Here is a 17,711-nt window from a genome sequence, read left to right as displayed (position 1 = left end):
TCACATTCTTTAAATTTATCGAGGAAGATTTCGCCGCCCCCTCCCGTAGATTGCGTAGCCATTGCATCGGCTACCACGGAGAGGTCGCGCGTGTCGGACATCGTTGTCTACGTCAGAAGCCAGCCCCAGCTGGGCGACCAGATCGTCGCCTTCGCCACCCTGTATCAGCTCAAGGCCTGGTGGCCCGGCAGGCGGATCAAGGTCGTGGCCCGCGACGACATCGGGCACATCTACCGTGGCCTGCCCTGGGTCGACGAATTCCAGCGCGCCCGCAGTCTGCTGGACTACGTTCGCAGCCTGACCGCCCGGACCCAGGTGTCGGTCAACCTGCATCACAGCAGCGAACGTTTCGGCCTGGTCAATCTGCTGCGGCTGCCCGCCATCCGGCTGGGCTTTCGCAACGCCCGCTTCAGCGACCTGGTGTGGACGCACTGCCACCGCAAGGACGAAGCCGAATACATCGGCCTGGCCAATCTGCGCCTGCTGGCCGCGTACCGGCCACTGAACGCCGAAGACGCCGCCCGGCGCTGCTTCGCCGAATTGGCCCGGCTGCATCCCCATACCGAACTCGGATCGGACGTGGTCTTCATCCCGGGCGGCGGCGCGGGGCCGTTCAAGCGCTGGAGCCTGGCCCATTACCTGCGGCTGGCCGACAGGCTGAAATCGCTGCTGGGGCCGGATACCCGCTATGCCTTCGTGTTGGGCCAACAGGAGGCCCGCGAACGCGCCCAGCTGGAGGCCCTGCACCGACCCGACATCCAGGTGGCTTATTGCCGCACGCTGCCCGAACTGAGCGCCATCATGCTGCGCGCGCGTCTGGTGGTCGCCAACGACTGCGGCCCCTCGCATGTGGCGCAAGCCGCCGGCGTGCCCTACGTGGGCATCTTCAACCAGCCCAACCCGGAATGGTTCTGGCGCCGGCGCGGCGCCGTCGACGTGGTGCCGCGCCATCCTCGCGACGGCATCAACTCCATCACGCCCGACGAAGTCCTGCACGCCTGCGCGCAGGCCCTGTCACGCACGCCGGCCGCTCGGGCTTGACCGACGGGTCAAGCCGCGGCGTACCTTTCATCTCTTGTTGAACGTCATGCGCATCCTGCACACGCTTGGTGAAAAAAGCCTGGGCGGACTTGAATTCCGCACGCTGGAACAGGCCGCCTGGCTCAATGGCCATGGCCACGCCACTGTCATCGCGGCCCCGGCCGGCAGCGCCATTCGCGACGCGGCCTATCGCCGCGACATTCCCACGGTGGACATCGATTTCGATTCGCCCTATTCCCCGGCCACGGTGCTGAGGCTGCGCCGCGCCGTCAAGCAGATGGACATCGACGTCATCGACAGCCACAGCCGCGCCGACGGCAAGACCGCCGCGCTCTGCCGCGACCTGTGCGCCATTGTCCGCACGCGGCATTTCGCCAAGCCCATGCCGACCTGCCCGCGGCGCCGGCTGGAATGGAAGCTGGGCTGCGATCACGTCATCGCCACCAGCGACGCCGGCCGCGATGCGCTGCTGCATGCCCGGCTGGCGCGGCCGGAACGCATCAGCGTGGTGGGGGAATGGGCCGGCGAAGCGTTCTTTCGCGTGGTCGACAAACACGGCGTGCGCCAACGCATCCGGCGCGCATTGAACCTGGATCCCGCCGCCTATGTCGTGTCCACCATCGGCATGTTGCGCCCGGAAAAGCGCCAGACCGACCTGTTGCGCGTGGTGCTGCGCCTGCGCCGCCACGCCGTGCCGGCCACCGCGCTGGTCGTGGGCATGGCCACCATCGATACCGAGCCCTACGCGCAGCAGCTGCGCGCCTTGGCGGTCCAGCTGGGTATCGCCGAGCACGTCGTGTTCGCGGGCCACCGTAACGACGTGGCCGACCTGATCCATGCGTCCGACGTGGTGCTGGTGCCTTCGGCCACCGAAGCCTGGTCACGCATCGTGCCGGAATCCTTCGCGGCGCGCTGCCCGGTGGTGGCCAGCAATATCGGCGGCCTGCCCGAGATCGTCCGGCCGGGCGCCACCGGCTGGCTGGCCGACGCCGGCGACGTCGCCGGCTTTGCCGACCGCATCCTGGAAATCCGCCGCGACCCCATGGGCACTGCGGCCATGGTGGAACGCGCCCGCAGCCATGCCGAGTCCAATTTCCGGCTGGGCAGCCAGATGCAGCACACCCTGGACGCCTACCAGCGCGCCCTGGGCCCGGACTGACACGGCCTGGAGAAACCCCGCGGCGCGGAACATGTGGCCGATCGCTTCCAGCGCCGGCACGTAGGCGGCTTCGTCGGCCGGGTCATGGGGCACGACCGCGATGGTTTCGGGCGCCGGCTTGCCGCGGACCCACGGGTTTTCGTCCGGGTCCGCATCGTAATGCCGCATGATGTCTTCAGGGGCAGGCATCGTGCTTTCCATCCCGATCAAATCGGGGCGCGGGCCCTAGCGTCCGCGGGCGGATCCGCGGCTGCCCGGCTTGCGGTCCATGGCCCGTCCCTTGGGGGAAAAGGTGTTCTTCGGGGCCGGCCAGCCCTTGGCGGCGGCGGGAACGTCCGGCTTTTTCTGCACGGCGGGTTTGTCTTTCTGTTCCGGGGGGATGTCTTTCTTGTCCATGACGGCTCCTGAGGACGGCCCGCGGCGGCATGCCGCAAGGCCAATGGGGTCAGCATACGCGTTTTGCGCGGCGAGGCCACAATTCAGAAAGTTCCAATAGCGCGGGGGGTCATCCGGCTTGCACACTGGGGATGCAATCCAACACTGAAGCCAACCACCCCGACTATGCATCCCCCCCTACTCAGCGACGTCGCCGCTGAAAGCATGTTTCGCCCCCCGGAACTGATGGACAAACTCCCGCCGCCTGGCATTCTGATGTTGATGCGCGAACATGGCTGGTCGGCCCTGCGCGCCTGGCGCGAAACCCACAACCTGAACCGCACCGAAGTCGCGAACCGGCTCGACCTCACGCTCACTACCTATATTCTGCTTGAAGACGGCGTGGTGCCGCTGTGCGAATGGACCGCGCCTTTTCTCGAAGCGCGCCTGCGGATCAAATGGTCCATCGTCTGGCATCCGCCCCTCCTCCCGTCCCGCGACGCAACATCCAAGTACCCGCTGGCCAAACGGCGGGGCCGTGCACGCCGCGAGCCCCAGGACTGAAACCCTTAAAAAAAAGGCGCGCCTCTCTTTGCAAAGGCGCGCCTAAAAGATCCCGCCGTGGCCGGCCCACGACCCAGACGGGATCCTCAGCGATCTAACTGCGTTGCTCGATCCGCGCGGCGTCCAATTCTTGCGTGGCCTGGTCCAGCTTCTGCTTGGCGCGGCTGATACGGTTGGCGTCGCCGTCGCGCAGCTCACGATTCAGCACCTCCTGACGGGAGTCGACCTTGCTTTGCTTTTCAGCGACCTTCGCGGCACGCGCCTTGGCAAGCGCCTTGTCGTCGCATTGTTGGCTCTTGGCCAGCGCCACCCTCAAGCCAGCGATGCGCGCATTGTCGGCATGGGCGCGTTGGGCTGCGTCAAGCGCTTGCTCGACCTCCTGGATCTTGGCGGCGCAGCCCGTAGGAATTTCAGCTTGCGCATCGACATCGCCAAATACCGCTGCCAGAGCCAGCGTGGCCCCAACCAGGGCGGCGCCCCTGACGGCATGGATGCGATGTCTGGCGATACCCGCGGCGGTTTTCTGCATACCCATAAGTCCCTATACCAGCCGCAAAACGCGGCGAACGGCTCATGGTGCCCAGCCACCGACCCACTGAACATTGGAACATTCTGAAAATGGCAACACTTGAAGATCTCACGAAATCTCCAGCCTGCACTCCTGTAACAAATATCAGAAACATCCAATGCCCTCCCCTTGGCCTCCAGCGCAGAATGCACTCGAATTCACCAATAGGAAGGCACATGACACTTCGAGTGCTTGTACTGGAAGACGATCCTATCCAGGCGCGCTACGCGTCCGCAGCCCTGTCGCGTTGCGACCTCGCGGAGTTCGGCGTCGTCAACGATGCGCAAGAGGCCTTGCGGCGCCTGCGCGCGCAGCGCTGGGACGTCCTGTTATGTGACCTGCGCCTGCCCGGCATGGACGGCATTTCACTGGTGCGCGAGCTGGCCACGCTGAACGCGCCGCCCCAGGTTATCTTCACTACGACGCTCGATCCGCGATTCCTGCGATCCGCCGAACTGGTCGCCCGCAGTTCGTCGGTCGAAGTCATCGGCCTGATCGAAAAGCCGCTGGCCGTGGACGCGCTGCGCGACATCCTGGCGGGCGGCGGCCACCATGCCCAGGCAAACCCCGCCGCCTTGCCGGCCAGCCGGGGATTTCCGGTCACCGAGCGCGCCGCGCTCGAGGCCTTGCAAGACGGCCGCATCCAACCGTGGTTCCAGCCTCAGATCTGCTGCCGGAGCGGCCGCATTCTCGGCGTCGAAGCGCTGGCGCGTTGGTACGAACCCTTGCACGGCATCCTGTCGCCCACCACCTTCCTGCCCACCATCGCCGCCCGCAACCTCGACGGGCAACTGGCCGCCTGCATCCTGCGGCAATCCTTGACTGCCCAGCAACGCTGGCAAGCGGACGGCCTGAACGTCTCGGTCTCCATCAATCTCAGCAGCGCCGCCATGGCCCGCCACAGCGTGGTGCAATCGCTGGCCGATCTGTCCGACGCCTGCGGCGCCCGGCGCGAGAACGTCGTCTTCGAAATGACCGAAACGCTATCCGACAACGCGGCCGAAGGCTCGCTGTTCGAGAACCTGGCCGAACTGCGCATGGCGGGATTCGGGCTCGCCATCGACGATTTCGGCATCGGCTATTCATCGATGGCGCGGCTGCGCGACATCCCTTTCACGGAGCTCAAGATCGACCGCTCTTTCCTGGAAGGCCTGTCCCACCATCCGCATCAACGCGCCATCGTGGAATCCATGATCGGCCTGGCGCACCGGCTGGGCATGCATACCGTTGCCGAAGGCGTGGAGACCGAAGCGCACAGCAAGGTCATTCGCGAACTCGGCTGCGACCGCGAACAAGGCTATCTGTACGGCGCCCCCATGCCGGAATGGCAACTGCTGTCGTTCTGCCAAGCCCGGGGCATGCTGCCGCTGCCCGAACACACCTTACCGCCCTCTTCGCTATGCAGCTAAAATGTGCCGATCTGCCCTGACGGTTGATGCCTGCCCGCAATGAAGGATATGGCACCTTGCCTACTGTATTCGCACCCGCGTTCCGGAAGCTGCTTGGCGGCGCCGCAGTCGCCCTGGCCCTGACGCTTGGCCCCCTCCAGCCGCACGCCGCACCCGTTTCAACCCCGCCCATTTCCGCCCTGGACAGTTCATCCGAAGCCAGCGGGGTGGTGCTGCCCGACTCCGGCGACGTGACTGACGCCACGCGCGACCGCCGCGTCATCGTGGGGGTACTGGAGGGCATGGCCCCCCTGATATCGCGCAGCGAGCGCAACAGCAACGCCCGCGGCCTGGCGGCCGATTACCTGGACATCATCGCCCGCGCCAAGAACCTGTCGGTAGGGGTCCGCTTCTACGACAGCCTGGCTGCGTTGTCGGCGGCGCTGGAGGCGGGCGATATCGACGCGGCCGTCGGCGCGGATGCCGTGCTGCCGCAAGCGCAGTACCCGCGGTCGATGCCCATCTTCAGCGCCGCCGCTGTCGTCATCACCCGCTCCGAAGTGCGCAACGGCAGCTCTCTCGGCAAGGGAACGCTCGGATACCTGCGCAGCGAGCTGGACACCAGCGCGGTGCAACGGCACATCCCCGATGTCTCGCTGCACGCCGTGGACAGCTACTACGAGGGCCTGGAGCGCGTCGCCACCCACAAGGACGTGGCGTTCCTGGGAGACACCGTCTCGATCTCCGCCTACAACAACGCCATCCTGTTCTACATGCTGAAAGCGCGCCCCTCCACCACGGGCCTGCGCACCGAGTACGCCTTCGTGTTCAATCCGCATCGCGCCGAGCTGTTACGCGCCTTCAACGAAGCGCTGGCCACCGTGCCGCCTCGCGTCCACACGACGCTGCAGCGACGCTGGGTGCTGGCGGAGCAGGGGCGCCTGGACGGCAAGGTGGTGTTCACCGACGCTGAACAGCAGTGGATCCGGGACCATCCCAGAATCATGGTCGCGAACTCGACGCTGGTCGTGCCGTTCACCTTCCGGGACAGCTTTGGCCGTGCCGCCGGGGTATCCAACTCGGTCCTGGATCTGGTCACGGCCCAGACCGGCCTGCAATTCACCTACGAGTTCTATGATTCGGCGCTGGATCAGCTTCAGGCCGTACGCGATGGCCACGCCGACATGGCCAGCACCATGCAGGGCAATTACCCGGATTTCTCCGGGTTCGTGACCACGCACCCCGTCCTGCACTCTACCTACGCCCTGATCTCCCGCATAGACGGCCCCCAGCCCAAGACCATCGCCGAACTGCAGCCCCTGCGCGTGGCGCTGGTGAACGCATCGCCGATCAAGTCCATACTGCGGGCCGCGGCCACGGACCGGCCGCCGGCAATCGTCGATGTGGCCACCGGCCTGGCGGCTCTGAACGCCGTCGCCACCGGCGAAGCCGATGCGACCACGCTGTTGTACCCCTCGGCCGAATACCTGATCGCGGAGTACTACCAGGACAAGTTGCGCATCACCGGCATCGGCAAGCCGGACATGGTGCCGTTCGTCTATCCCGTGTCCGATCGGGATCCGTTGCTTGCCTCCATCATCAACAAAGTGCTGGACGCCATTACCGACGAGCAGATGGAATTCATCATCGCGCAATGGCAATACTCCGAGCCCCTGGAGTTCCGCTGGGCCGCGCGCGGCCCGCTGGTGCGCGGGCTGATCATCGGAGGCAGCGTGGCGGCGCTGCTGCTGGGCGCCTGGTTGACCATCCTGCTGCTGCGCTTCCTGGGCCGGCGCCGCAACGACCGCCTCATGCAGGAACGCCTGACGCTCAAGCGCCAGATGCTCGACGCCAATCCCAACCCCATGTACGTGTGGAACCCGGACGGCGTCATGATTGCCTGCAACGAAGCCTTCGAGAAACTCGTCCAGGACCCCATCGTGGATATGAACCTGACCCTCGAAGGCATCGCCACGCTGGACGACGACAGCCGCCAGAAAGTCAGGCAAGCCTACGATCAGGTCAAAACCACCCGCCAGCCGTACTTCGCCGAATTGACCCTGACCCTCGGCGGGCGCGAACTGACCGGCCAGCATTGGGTGGTGCCGTTGCTGACCGCCGACGGTGAAATCCAGGCCTTGCTCGGCGGCTGGGTCGACCTGACTGAACTGAAAGCGACTGAACGCTCGCTGCAATTGGCCATCCAGCACGCCGATGCGGCCAACCGCGCAAAAATGCTGTTCCTGGCAACCATCAGCCACGAGATCCGCACACCAATGAACATCGTGGTCGGCGCGCTGGAACTGCTCAAGGAAGGCAAGGCCGGCGACGTCTCGCTGCCCGCCCAACAACAGGCGGCGCTGGCGTACGATTCGGCCACCGCGCTGCTGCTGTTGCTCAATGACATCCTGCATTACTCCAAGATCGAGGCCGGCGAGGTATCGCTGCATCTCTCGTCCAGCGACCTGACCGAGGCCCTGCCCCGCTGGGTCGCCGCGTTCAGCCGTTCGGCCGAGGCCAAGCACATCGGCCTGACCACCCGGATCGACCCCGACGTGCCCGCCGAATTGGTGTTCGACGCAGGCCGCCTGCGGCAGATCGTCAACAACCTGGTCGCCAACGCGATCAAATTCACCCCCAAGGGCGAGGTAACGGTCACCGCCAGCCTGGGCAACCAAGGCAAGGACTGGTGCGCCGTACGCATCGCCGTGCAGGATACCGGCATCGGCATCGCGGCCGATGTCGTGCCGCAATTGTTCAGCCCATTCCAGCAAGCCACCGCCAGCACCTACGAACGCTATGGCGGCACCGGCATGGGGCTGGCCATCAGCAAGAAACTGGCCGAGCTCTTCGGCGGGGAGATCTCCCTGCAAAGCACCGAAGGCCAAGGCACCACCGTCACCGTGACTCTACCCATGCGCCATGGCAACACCTGGTCCGTTCCCGATACGCCCGCATCGGGCACCGCGGAGCAATTCCCGGCATTGGGCCTGCCGGCCACCAGCACCGTGCTGATCGTGGACGACCATCCCTCCAACCGGATGCTGCTGGAAACGCAGCTGCGCCTGCTGGGCCTGCAGGTGATTTCGGCGGCGTCCGGCCCGCAAGCCCTGGATGCCCTGCACCATGCCTGGAAGCACGATCACGGCGCCGGCGGCATCGCCGCCGTCATCACGGACTGCGCCATGCCCGGCATGGACGGCTACACCCTGGCCCGCGAAATCGCCGCAGGCGCCGCTGCCCGCGGGCTATTGAAACCGCCCATCATCGGCTATTCGGCGGACGGCACGTCCACCGCCCACCGCCGCTGCCTGGAATCCGGCATGCTGGGCCTGCTGGTCAAGCCGGTCGAGCTGAATACGCTGCGCGCCGCGCTGCTCGGGGCGCCTGAACCCCCTGCGCAAACGCCTGCCGCGGAGCCCGCCCACGCCCCCGCGGCGCCGTCCCTGGAGCCCGCCGTTTCGCCTCCCAGTGAATACCTCGACAACCTGGTGACGGTGTTCGGCACCCCCGAGAAGGCCAGGCAATTCGTCGCCACCTTCCTGGACCTTTTTGACCAGGATCTGGAAGACCTTGCCGCCCAGCTTCCCTTGAACCATGACGGTAAGCTGCACGACTGGATCCACCGCGCAAAGGGGTCCACCCATGCGGTCCAGCACCCTGGCCTGATCGAATGCGTGGCCAGATTTTCGGGCGCGATCCGCACGGCGGATGCCGCCGGCCGGGAGACAATCGGCGCCGCTTTCATCGCCGAATGCCGGCAGATCATGGCAAAAATGCGGGAACAAGGCGATTCAGGCTTGGCGAGCGGCATAATATTGTCGGACCAAATCCCCTGAAAGGCCTGCATATCATGCGAGTCATTGCCATTGACGACCATCCCCTCATCCTTGCCGCCATCGAACAGATCGTCAATGACCAGCCCAACACCCAGATGGTGGGGCGCGCCTCGACCATCGCCGATCTTCACGGTCTGTTGGCCACCACCGCCTGCGACGTTCTGATCGCCGACTATTCCCTGCCGCGCGAAGACGCCGCGGACGGTCTGTCGCTGCTGCGCCAGATCCAGCGCCAGTATCCCGACCTGAAGATCATCGTGCTGACCATGCTGGACAATGCCGCGGTCATCCGCGTGATCATGAACAGCGGCGTTGCCGCGCTGGTCAGCAAGCGCGACCCCCTGAACCATATTTCCATCGCGCTGCAGAGCCTGCGTGGCGGCCTGACCTACCAATCGCCCACCATGCAATCGCTGCTGGACGAAAGCCGCCACGCGGCGGCCGGCGGCACGCTGAGCGGGCGCGAACTGGAAGTCCTGCGCTTGTTCGCGGCAGGCATGTCCATGACCGAGGTGGCGCTCAAGGTCAACCGCACCGTCAAGACCGCCAGCGCGCACAAGGTGTCGGCCATGCGCAAATTGGGCGTCAAGAATGACGCCGAACTGCACGCCGCCCTGCGAGACCTGCGCCTGCGCTGACGCTTTTCGCCAGAAGATTCAGAAAGTTCCAATAGCCGGACACCTGTCCGGCGGGCAAGCTATACAGGCTTGCCCAGGCGGCCGTCATCGAACGCCCCCCTCCTGGTCGCCAGCACTCTCGCCGCTGCGCAACCCTCCGCCGTCCACCCGTCATGCCTCTTCACTCCCTGCCCAAAGCCCGCCCCTGGCGCTGGCTTTTCTTTTACGCGTGCGTCACGCTCGCTTGCGAGCTGGCCGTGCATCTGCTCTGGATCCGGTCTTGCCGCGCCCTGATCTGCCGCTGGGGCATCTGCCCGTCGTCCGTCTGGCTCATGCTGCTGGTCACCGCCCTCGTGGCGCCGATACCCTGTTGGCACCTGCGGCACGGGCTGTTCAAGCGCACCGCCGGACGCGACCGCCGGTCGGCGCGGCGCTTTGCCACCATCTATTTCATGTGCGGGGTCGCGGGTGTGCTCGGCGCCACGGTATTGTTCAACCTGGCTCTAAATACCTGGTTTCAGCTGCAATAGGCCGCACCGGCCTCCTGAATCCGTGACGCAATAAAAAGCCGCCCGAAGGCGGCCAGTCACGGGGAAATACCCGGCTCAGATCGCAACGTCCACGATCTTGGTGTGGTTCATGCAATGCGCATGGATCTTGTACAGGAAGATGAAGTAGCCGATACCCAGCGTCACGATCGAAATGATCGCCCACAGGACGATATTGCCGATGATGCTGGCCAGGTCGATCGTGCACCGCAGGCGCCCGATCCGCCGGCCGTTTTCATCCAGCACCGACGTGCGGCTGATGATGAAGCGCTGCATGTAATACGGAAACACAAACACAGCGAGCCCCAACGTCACGATGGTCAGCAAGATCCAAATAATGCCGTGGCCGATGATATCGCCCACGGTCAGATCCGACTTCAGGGAAAACTGCCTCATTGTTTGATGCCTATAGAGGGGTTCAGAAAGAAAACCAGCAATGCAGCTGGAATGGCAGAATAGGCGCGATGCGCGGCCGATTCCATTGGAACTTTCTGAGAATTGGATCAGGTCAATGAGACTGAGCGCGTAGGCGACGACGACGACGCCAAGGGCTTTCGCATACCAGGGCGTTGGGCGTGCCGTCCCGCAAACTCGAATCGACTGGCGCGGCAGGAGGGGCTCGAACCCCCGACCCCGGGCTTAGAAGGCCCGTGCTCTATCCAGCTGAGCTACTGCCGCGTGATGTTTGAACGCCCGGAACCGGTCCGGGCGCAGCATTTTACCCTGTTGTGGCCTTGCAGTGGGCCGCGCACGATTCCTCGTCGATTATTCCTCGCCAATATCCGCATGCGTGGACACCCACAACACCAGGGCGTCTTTCTTGCTCAGGCTGATGACCCGGTGGCCCATGCGGCTGTCGATGTAGAAGCTCTCGCCCGCCTTCAAGCGTGCCGGTTCGTAGAACTCGGTGTAAAGCTCGACCTCGCCTTCCAGCACGTAGACGAATTCTTCGCCATGGTGGCGGCTCCAGTCCTGGAATTCATCGAACTTGCGGGCCTTGACCCGGGTGTGGAACGGCATCATGCGTTTGTGCGACAGCGCGGTGCAGAGCAGGCGGTGGTCGTAGTACGGGGTTTCGTACTGGCGGCCCTCGCCCTGGCGGGACAGGCTGCGGCGGCCGGTGCCCATGTGGGCGTCCGACGTGGTGAAGAGCTCGGCCACGTCCAGGTCCAGGCCTGCCGCGATCTTGATCAGGTTGTCATAGGTGGGCGACAGCAGGCTGTTCTCGATTTTCGAGAGCGTGGACGCGGACACGCCGGTGGCTTGCGCCGCCTGCTTCAGGGTCCACTCCCGCGCCTGGCGCAGGGCTCGCAGCCGTTGTGCCAACACGCTCTGTTTGTTGCCTTGCATCTGTACACCCTGTCATGCGCGCGACTGCCGCTCCCGCCACCAATCGCGCGCCTGGTAAGACCAATATGTGAGTTGAACCGCCGCCGTGCCGAAGGCGCCGCCGTTCCAGCCCAGCCCGAACGGCGCGAACAGCTGGTAGCGCTGGCTGTCGCCGGTGATTGCCTCCGCCACGACCCGCCCGCCGATGGCGGTGGTGTTCATGCCATGTCCGCCGAAAGCCGTGCAATACCAGACCTCGGGGGCCAGCTTGCCGATCTGCGGCATCAGATGCCGCGCGTAGGCCATGCGCCCGGACCACGCGGTCTCGACCCGCAGCCCCTGCAATTGGGGGTAGACCGAGAGCAATTCGCGGCGCAGGGACTCGGCCAGATCGGGCGGATCATCGACACGGGTGGTGATTCTACTGCCCCAGCCGATGCGCCCGCCATCGAGCACCCGGTAATAGTTGCCGGCGCGGCGGTCGTCGCCTATGGCGGCCGACGTGCGGATGGCCTCGTGTACCCGGTCGCCCAGCGGCTCGGTCAGCATGATGTAGGTGGCGATCGGCAGCATGGCCCGGCGCAAGGCGGGCACGGCGTCGCCGGTGTAGCCGCCGGTGGCCAGCACCACGGTGCGTGCGTTCACCTGGCCGGCGGCGGTGTGCAACTGCTTGATCGAGCCGTCCAGCCGCGCCTGGGTCACCGGAGAATCTTCATGGATGGTCACGCCCAGCCGCACGCATTCCCGGGCCAGGGCGCGGGCGTAGTTCAGCGGGTGGAAGTGAAACGAGGCCAGGTCTTCGATACCCTGGAAGTACGCATCGGACACCAGCCGTTCACGCACGTCGGCGCGCGACAACAGGCGCACGTCGCGGCCGAAGTCGCGCCACTGGTCGTCGCAGTAGCGCCGCAGCGCGTCGGCGGCCTCGTAGCGGACCACGCGCAGGCGGCCGTCGACCTTGTGGGCATCGGTGATGTGCAACGCGCGGATGTTGTCGCGGATGATCTCGACGCCTTCCATGGACAGCCGGTACAGCTGGCGGTAGTGGTCCTCGTCCACGTGCTTGCGGATGGCGTCGGCGCCGGCCGAGAACGCCGGCGAGACCGAGCCGCCGTTGCGACCCGACGCGCCCCAGGCAATGCGGCGGCCTTCCAGAAGCGTCACATTGCGGCCGCGAAGGGCCAGTTCCAGCGCCGTGGACAGGCCGGCCAGCCCGCCGCCGACCACGCAGATGTCGGCGTCGGCCGCGCCGGCCAACGGCGCATAGCAGGTCTGCGCATCGCCCAGCGTGCGCTTGTAGTAGGTATCGATGTACTCGGTGGCCATGGTCTGGGGTCAGTGCAGTCCGGCGCCCTGCAGCCCGCCGGTCAGGCGTTTTTCCAGCCAGTTGGCCAGGCGCAGCAGCGGGTAGCAGTAGAGGAAATAGATGGCGGCGATCATGCCGTAGATGAACAACGATTTCGCCGGGAAGGTGATGATGAACACTTCCCCCTGGCGGGTCAGTTCGGTGATGCCGACGACCGACAGGATGGCGGTGCTTTTGATCAGCATGACGTAGACGCCGCTCATGGGTTGCACGATCAGGCGCATGGCCTGCGGCAGCACCACCAGCCGCAGGATCTGCAAGGGGCGCAGGCCCAGCGTCATGGCGCCTTCGGTCTGCCCGCGCGGCACCGACTGGATCGCGCCCATGACGATCTCGGCTACGTAGCACGACGTATAGACCGACAGCGAAACAAAAGCCGCCGTGCCCGAATCCCAATGCAGCAGTTCGATGCCGGAACTGGGCAGCACGAAATAGAAGATGTACAGCTGCACCAGGAACGGCGTGCCGCGCAGCACGTGGATGTACAGCCCCAGCAGCTGATGCACGCCGCGAATGCGGTAGCTGCGGATGACGCCGATCACGAAACCCAGCAGTGAGCCCGCGATGATCGCCAGAAACGAGATCTTCAGCGTTTCCCAGAAGCCCTTGAGCAGGAACGGCAGGACGACGCCGGCGGTGGACAGGTAGGAATCCAGCATGCTTACCTCGCGTTCCAGGCGGGACCCGCCAGCCAGAGACTCACGCCTCGCGACAACAGCAGCATCACGCCGTAGATCAGCAGATAGCCGGCGGCGATGGTGAGGAAACTTTCGTTGGGCACGATGCGGTCGCTGTTCATCTGCACGCCGGCCGCCACCAGTTCGAACACGGTGATCAGCGACAGGAGCGAGGTGTCCTTGATGAGCACGGCCGTCTGCCCCAGCAGCGGCGGCAGCGTATTGACGAAGGCCTGCGGCAGCACTACGTAGCGCAGCCGCTGGCGGTAGTTCATGCCGCAGGCCTTGGCGCCTTCGATCTGGCCGCGTGGCACGGATTCGATGCCGACGCGGATGATTTCGCTCATGTAGGCGGCATGGTGCAGCGTCATGGCAAGAATGCCCAGCACCATTTCGCTCCAGCCCTTGGCGCCGGGGATCAGCATGGGCACGGCGTAATACACCAGGTAGATCTGCACCAGCAACGGGGTCGAGCGGATGAACTGCACGTAACCCGCCACTGGCCGCCAGACCGCGGCACGCGGCGACATGTGCGCCAGCGCCAGCGGGATGCCGGCCAGCACCGACAGCACCAGGCTGGCGCCCGCCGCGATCAGGGTATTGGCCAGGCCGGTGGCGAACTGGCCGGTGTACTGGCTGACGATGCGCCAGTTGTAGTAGTCGATCAACCAATCCATGAGCGATAGCCTGTCAACACGGGGAGAACCTGGCGCCAGGCCTCAAAGGCCTGGCGCGGCGGCAGCCTGACGGCGCAAGCGGATCAGTGCTCTTTCTTCCAGTCGGTCGAGTACCAGTACTTGACCTGCTCGGGCAGCGTGTTGTCGGCGGTCTTGAGGGTCTGCCAGTTGTCGAGCCAGAACTTCAGGCGGAAGGCGTTGGGGCCCACGGCAAAAGCCAGCGGTTCGCGCACCATGATGCCGTCCAGCACCCGCAGGTTGCCGAAATCGACCAGGAACTGGTTGGCGGTGGACAGCGACATGATGCCGGCGTCCAGACGGCCGCTGGACAGGGCCTGGCCGACCGGCGCGCTGCCGCCCGAGAATTCCTTCAACGTGGCCTTGGGCAGCATCTTCTTGCCGACTTCCGCATAGGTGCTGGCGCCCAGCACGCCGACGGTCACGCCGGCCTTGTCCAGTTCGCTGTACGACTTGTAGGGCGAATCCTTGGGCACCACGGCGACGGTGTCGGCGTAGAACATGGGCGCCGAGAACAGCACCTGGGCCGCACGCTGCGGGGTGGGCGTCATGTCGGCGGCCACCATGTCGGCCTTGCCCGACAAGAGCGCCGGGATCAGGCCTTTCCATTCGTAGTCTTGCAGCACCAGCTTCACGCCCAGGTCGTCGGCCATACGCTGGGCCACTTCCACCGCCAGGCCGGTGCGCTTGCCGCTCTTGTCCATGAAGCTCATCAGCGGCCCCGAGGTCTGCACCGCCACCCGCAGCTCGCCACGCTTGATGATGTCTCCCAGCTCGTCGGCCTGGGCCGGCAGCGCCACCGTAGCGGCCGCCACGGCAAGGCCGGCGGCTCCCAGCCATTGTTTGATTTTCAGCATTTGCTTCCCCTTCAAGATAAGAATGGACGTGTGTCGTTCCGGGCAAATGCCTGATGCCGGCGGCGCCCGGAGAGGCCGGGCCGGCCCTGGATAGCACCAGGCGCCCGCGCCAGAAGCGCTGCCGGGGCCTGGTTGCTGCCTGTGCTGCGTACTGCTTGATGCGTACTGCGGGAACTACAGGATCTTTTCCAGGAAAGCGCAGGTGCGCGGTTCTTTGGGATGGCAGAAAACCTCGTCGGGCGTGCCGGATTCGATGATGCGGCCGGCATCCATGAACAGGGCGCGGTCGCCCACGTCGCGGGCAAAGCCCATTTCGTGGGTGACGACGGCCATGGTCATGCCGTCGCGCGCCAGCGCCCGCATCAGTTCAAGAATGCCGCCGACGGTTTCGGGGTCGAGCGCCGAGGTCGCTTCGTCGAACAGCATCAGCTTGGGGTCCATGGCCAAGGCACGGGCGATCGCCACGCGCTGCTGCTGGCCGCCGGACAACTGGCTGGGGTAGCGGGCGCCGTATTCGCCCATGCCGACGCGGTCAAGCAATTCGCGGGCATAGCCTTCGGCCTGCGCGCGGTCGCGGCCGCGCACCACGCGCTGCGGCAGCGCCACGTTGTCCAGCGCGGTGCGGTGCTGGAACAGGTTGAAGTGCTGGAACACCATGCCCACATTGGTGCGCCAGCGGTTGACGTCGGTGGCCGGGTCGGTCAGCGACACGCCGTCGACCTGGATGGTGCCGCTGTCGATGCGTTCCAGCCCGTTCAGGGTACGCAGGAACGTGCTCTTGCCCGAGCCCGACGGCCCCACCACCACCAGCACCTCGCCGCGGTTCAGCTGGCAATCGATGCCCGCCAGCGCCAGGTGGTCCGGCTGGCCGTCGCGCTGGTAGGTCTTGGTGACCCCCTGCACCTGCAGCAAAGGTTCTGACACGAGCATCGCCTTGAAAAAAGGTTTCGCATTTCGCGCTGGAGTTTCGTATAGTAAATTTATTTCCAGAATCGCCACTTAGGCATAACCCTTAAGCGAAGGCATTCCTTCGCAGGCAATCTCCAAGGAACCGGTATGGACACTCCCCAAGACATCCTGCGCGCGCTCGGCTTGAACCCTGATGCCCTGACCGGCGGCACGCTGGTCGCCCGCAGCCCGATCGACGGCGCCGAACTGGCCCGGGTGCACGAGCACACCGTGGCGCAGGCGCACGCGGCCATCACGCGCGCCCGCCAGGCCAGCCTGGCCTGGCGCGACGTGCCGGCGCCGCGCCGGGGGGAACTGCTGCGCCTGTTGGGCGACACGCTGCGCCAGCACAAGCGCGAACTGGGCCAGCTGGTCAGCCTGGAAGCCGGCAAGATCCTGGCCGAAGGCGAAGGCGAGGTCCAGGAAATGATCGACATCTGCGACTTCGCGGTCGGCCTGTCGCGCCAGCTCTACGGCCTGACCATCGCGTCCGAGCGCCCTGGCCACCGCATGATGGAAACCTGGCATCCGCTGGGCGTGGTGGGCGTCATCAGCGCGTTCAACTTCCCGGTGGCCGTGTGGTCATGGAACGCCGCGCTGGCACTGGTCTGCGGCAATGCCGTGGTCTGGAAGCCGTCTGAAAAAACGCCGCTGACGGCGCTGGCCTGCCAGGCGCTGTTCGCCCAGGCCGCGCAACGCTTCGGCGACGCGCCGGCCGGCCTGTCGGAAGTGCTGATCGGCGGCCGTGAAGTCGGCGAAGCGCTGGTCGACTCGCACGCCGTGGCGCTGGTGTCGGCCACCGGCTCGACCCGCATGGGCCGCCAGGTCGGCCCGCGCGTGGCGCAGCGCTTTGGCCGCGTGCTGCTGGAACTGGGCGGCAACAACGCCATCATCGTCGGCCCCACCGCCGACCTGGACATGGCCGCGCGCGGCATCGTGTTCGGCGCCATCGGCACGGCCGGCCAGCGCTGCACGACCACGCGCCGCCTGATCGTGCACGAAAGCGTCGCCAATGATCTCTTGCAACGCCTGCACAAGGCCTACGCCAGCGCGCCCATCGGCAACCCGCTGGATAGCAAAAACCTGGTGGGTCCGCTGATCGACCAGGCCTCGTTCGACGCCATGCAGGCTTCGCTCAAGGCGGCCGCCGAACAGGGCGGCAAGGTCACCGGCGGCGAACGCGTACTGGCCGAGCAGTACCCGGACGCCTGGTACGTGCGCCCCGCCATCGCCGAAATGCCGGGCCAGACCGACGTGGTCTGCCACGAGACCTTCGCGCCCATCCTGTACGTGATGCGCTACACCGACTTCAACCAGGCGCTGGCGTTGCAGAACGGCGTGCCGCAAGGCCTGTCGTCGGCCATCTTCACCAACGACCTGCGTGAAGCCGAGACCTTCCTGTCGGCGTCGGGGTCGGACTGCGGCATTGCCAACGTGAACATCGGCACGTCGGGCGCCGAGATCGGCGGCGCGTTCGGTGGTGAAAAGGAAACCGGCGGCGGCCGCGAGTCGGGATCCGATTCCTGGCGCAACTACATGCGCCGCGCCACCAACACCATCAACTACTCGCGCAACCTGCCGCTGGCGCAAGGCATCAAATTCGGCGAATAAGCCGGCCTTGCCGCTGCACACGCCCCGCGCATTGTCGACAATGCGCGGGGCGTTTACGTTTGCGGCCCCTGCGACAGCGCATGGCGGTTGCATGCCCTACATACGATTAGTCTGACTTACAAAATGTAG

At 65.6% G+C, this 17,711-nt stretch carries 17 protein-coding genes and 1 tRNA gene; 8 read left to right on the top strand and 10 right to left on the bottom strand.

Going from position 1 to position 17,711, the window contains the following annotated elements:
• Positions 1 to 90 precede the first annotated feature (90 nt).
• Complete coding sequence (locus AC3WMR_RS29215) at positions 91 to 1,041, top strand: glycosyltransferase family 9 protein (protein WP_492266598.1); 951 nt, start codon at positions 91 to 93, stop codon at positions 1,039 to 1,041.
• 46 nt (positions 1,042 to 1,087) lie between these two features.
• Positions 1,088 to 2,200: a glycosyltransferase family 4 protein gene (locus AC3WMR_RS29210; protein ID WP_492266597.1), complete on the top strand. Its 1,113-nt coding sequence runs from the start codon at positions 1,088 to 1,090 to the stop codon at positions 2,198 to 2,200.
• A 225-nt stretch (positions 2,201 to 2,425) separates the two neighbouring features.
• Here the strand turns inward: AC3WMR_RS29210 and AC3WMR_RS29205 are convergent, their stop codons facing one another.
• On the bottom strand, positions 2,426 to 2,596 hold the full coding sequence (locus tag AC3WMR_RS29205) for a hypothetical protein (protein WP_492266596.1): 171 nt from the start codon (positions 2,594 to 2,596) through the stop codon (positions 2,426 to 2,428).
• A gap of 255 nt (positions 2,597 to 2,851) precedes the next feature.
• Between AC3WMR_RS29205 and AC3WMR_RS29200 the strand changes: the two genes are divergently transcribed.
• Complete coding sequence (locus AC3WMR_RS29200) at positions 2,852 to 3,139, top strand: hypothetical protein (RefSeq protein ID WP_492266595.1); 288 nt, start codon at positions 2,852 to 2,854, stop codon at positions 3,137 to 3,139.
• 94 nt (positions 3,140 to 3,233) lie between these two features.
• On the opposite strand, the gene AC3WMR_RS29195 is transcribed toward AC3WMR_RS29200, so the two are convergent.
• Entirely contained in the window at positions 3,234 to 3,668 is a 435-nt protein-coding gene (locus AC3WMR_RS29195; RefSeq protein WP_492266594.1) for a DUF1090 family protein, read from the bottom strand.
• A 215-nt stretch (positions 3,669 to 3,883) separates the two neighbouring features.
• Between AC3WMR_RS29195 and AC3WMR_RS29190 the strand changes: the two genes are divergently transcribed.
• From AC3WMR_RS29190 to AC3WMR_RS29175, 4 genes are all read left to right on the top strand, one after another.
• Positions 3,884 to 5,116, top strand: coding sequence for an EAL domain-containing response regulator (locus AC3WMR_RS29190; protein ID WP_492266593.1), 1,233 nt, complete (start codon positions 3,884 to 3,886; stop codon positions 5,114 to 5,116).
• Between the two features lie 56 nt (positions 5,117 to 5,172).
• A complete protein-coding gene (locus tag AC3WMR_RS29185; RefSeq protein ID WP_492266592.1) occupies positions 5,173 to 8,934 on the top strand; it encodes an ATP-binding protein in 3,762 nt (1,253 codons plus the stop codon).
• A gap of 14 nt (positions 8,935 to 8,948) precedes the next feature.
• Positions 8,949 to 9,572: a response regulator gene (locus AC3WMR_RS29180; protein ID WP_492266591.1), complete on the top strand. Its 624-nt coding sequence runs from the start codon at positions 8,949 to 8,951 to the stop codon at positions 9,570 to 9,572.
• Between the two features lie 236 nt (positions 9,573 to 9,808).
• Positions 9,809 to 10,081, top strand: a complete 273-nt coding sequence (locus AC3WMR_RS29175) for a hypothetical protein (RefSeq protein WP_492266590.1) — start codon at positions 9,809 to 9,811, stop codon at positions 10,079 to 10,081.
• A 75-nt stretch (positions 10,082 to 10,156) separates the two neighbouring features.
• Here the strand turns inward: AC3WMR_RS29175 and AC3WMR_RS29170 are convergent, their stop codons facing one another.
• From AC3WMR_RS29170 to AC3WMR_RS29135, 8 genes are all read right to left on the bottom strand, one after another.
• Positions 10,157 to 10,495, bottom strand: coding sequence for a DUF6693 family protein (locus AC3WMR_RS29170; RefSeq protein WP_492266589.1), 339 nt, complete (start codon positions 10,493 to 10,495; stop codon positions 10,157 to 10,159).
• 205 nt (positions 10,496 to 10,700) lie between these two features.
• A tRNA-Arg gene (locus tag AC3WMR_RS29165) sits at positions 10,701 to 10,777 on the bottom strand.
• Positions 10,778 to 10,864: 87 nt separating this feature from the next.
• The gene (locus tag AC3WMR_RS29160) at positions 10,865 to 11,449 is read right to left on the bottom strand and encodes a helix-turn-helix domain-containing protein (RefSeq protein WP_492266588.1); all 585 of its coding nucleotides are present in this window, start codon (positions 11,447 to 11,449) and stop codon (positions 10,865 to 10,867) included.
• Between the two features lie 12 nt (positions 11,450 to 11,461).
• Positions 11,462 to 12,754 (bottom strand): NAD(P)/FAD-dependent oxidoreductase, encoded by a 1,293-nt coding sequence (locus AC3WMR_RS29155; RefSeq protein ID WP_492266587.1) that lies wholly within the window; start codon positions 12,752 to 12,754, stop codon positions 11,462 to 11,464.
• 9 nt (positions 12,755 to 12,763) lie between these two features.
• A complete protein-coding gene (locus AC3WMR_RS29150) occupies positions 12,764 to 13,453 on the bottom strand; it encodes an amino acid ABC transporter permease (protein WP_492266586.1) in 690 nt (229 codons plus the stop codon).
• A 2-nt stretch (positions 13,454 to 13,455) separates the two neighbouring features.
• Positions 13,456 to 14,148, bottom strand: a complete 693-nt coding sequence (locus tag AC3WMR_RS29145; protein ID WP_263912289.1) for an amino acid ABC transporter permease — start codon at positions 14,146 to 14,148, stop codon at positions 13,456 to 13,458.
• 83 nt (positions 14,149 to 14,231) lie between these two features.
• On the bottom strand, positions 14,232 to 15,023 hold the full coding sequence (locus AC3WMR_RS29140) for an ABC transporter substrate-binding protein (RefSeq protein WP_492266585.1): 792 nt from the start codon (positions 15,021 to 15,023) through the stop codon (positions 14,232 to 14,234).
• Between the two features lie 174 nt (positions 15,024 to 15,197).
• Positions 15,198 to 15,953, bottom strand: coding sequence for an amino acid ABC transporter ATP-binding protein (locus tag AC3WMR_RS29135; RefSeq protein WP_492266584.1), 756 nt, complete (start codon positions 15,951 to 15,953; stop codon positions 15,198 to 15,200).
• Positions 15,954 to 16,079: 126 nt separating this feature from the next.
• On the opposite strand from AC3WMR_RS29135, the gene amaB reads away from it, so the two are divergent.
• Positions 16,080 to 17,582 (top strand): L-piperidine-6-carboxylate dehydrogenase, encoded by a 1,503-nt coding sequence (gene amaB, locus AC3WMR_RS29130; RefSeq protein WP_492266583.1) that lies wholly within the window; start codon positions 16,080 to 16,082, stop codon positions 17,580 to 17,582.
• Positions 17,583 to 17,711 lie beyond the last annotated feature (129 nt).

The organism is Achromobacter sp. FW305-C-28, from assembly GCF_058783235.1.
Note: the sequence above shows the minus strand (reverse complement) of the source record. Positions and strands in the feature narration are given on the sequence as shown.

Bases quoted from the DNA above. Each gene is read 5' to 3' on its own strand.
- AC3WMR_RS29210 (WP_492266597.1), top strand. From the start codon at position 1,088: ATGCGCATCCTGCACACGCTTGGTGAAAAAAGCCTGGGCGGACTTGAA.
- AC3WMR_RS29205 (WP_492266596.1), bottom strand. From the start codon at position 2,596: ATGGACAAGAAAGACATCCCCCCGGAACAGAAAGACAAACCCGCCGTG.
- AC3WMR_RS29200 (WP_492266595.1), top strand. From the start codon at position 2,852: ATGTTGATGCGCGAACATGGCTGGTCGGCCCTGCGCGCCTGGCGCGAA.
- AC3WMR_RS29195 (WP_492266594.1), bottom strand. From the start codon at position 3,668: ATGCAGAAAACCGCCGCGGGTATCGCCAGACATCGCATCCATGCCGTC.
- AC3WMR_RS29190 (WP_492266593.1), top strand. From the start codon at position 3,884: ATGACACTTCGAGTGCTTGTACTGGAAGACGATCCTATCCAGGCGCGC.
- AC3WMR_RS29180 (WP_492266591.1), top strand. From the start codon at position 8,949: ATGCGAGTCATTGCCATTGACGACCATCCCCTCATCCTTGCCGCCATC.
- AC3WMR_RS29170 (WP_492266589.1), bottom strand. From the start codon at position 10,495: ATGAGGCAGTTTTCCCTGAAGTCGGATCTGACCGTGGGCGATATCATC.
- AC3WMR_RS29160 (WP_492266588.1), bottom strand. From the start codon at position 11,449: ATGCAAGGCAACAAACAGAGCGTGTTGGCACAACGGCTGCGAGCCCTG.
- AC3WMR_RS29155 (WP_492266587.1), bottom strand. From the start codon at position 12,754: ATGGCCACCGAGTACATCGATACCTACTACAAGCGCACGCTGGGCGAT.
- AC3WMR_RS29150 (WP_492266586.1), bottom strand. From the start codon at position 13,453: ATGCTGGATTCCTACCTGTCCACCGCCGGCGTCGTCCTGCCGTTCCTG.
- AC3WMR_RS29145 (WP_263912289.1), bottom strand. From the start codon at position 14,148: ATGGATTGGTTGATCGACTACTACAACTGGCGCATCGTCAGCCAGTAC.
- AC3WMR_RS29140 (WP_492266585.1), bottom strand. From the start codon at position 15,023: ATGCTGAAAATCAAACAATGGCTGGGAGCCGCCGGCCTTGCCGTGGCG.
- AC3WMR_RS29135 (WP_492266584.1), bottom strand. From the start codon at position 15,953: ATGCTCGTGTCAGAACCTTTGCTGCAGGTGCAGGGGGTCACCAAGACC.
- amaB (WP_492266583.1), top strand. From the start codon at position 16,080: ATGGACACTCCCCAAGACATCCTGCGCGCGCTCGGCTTGAACCCTGAT.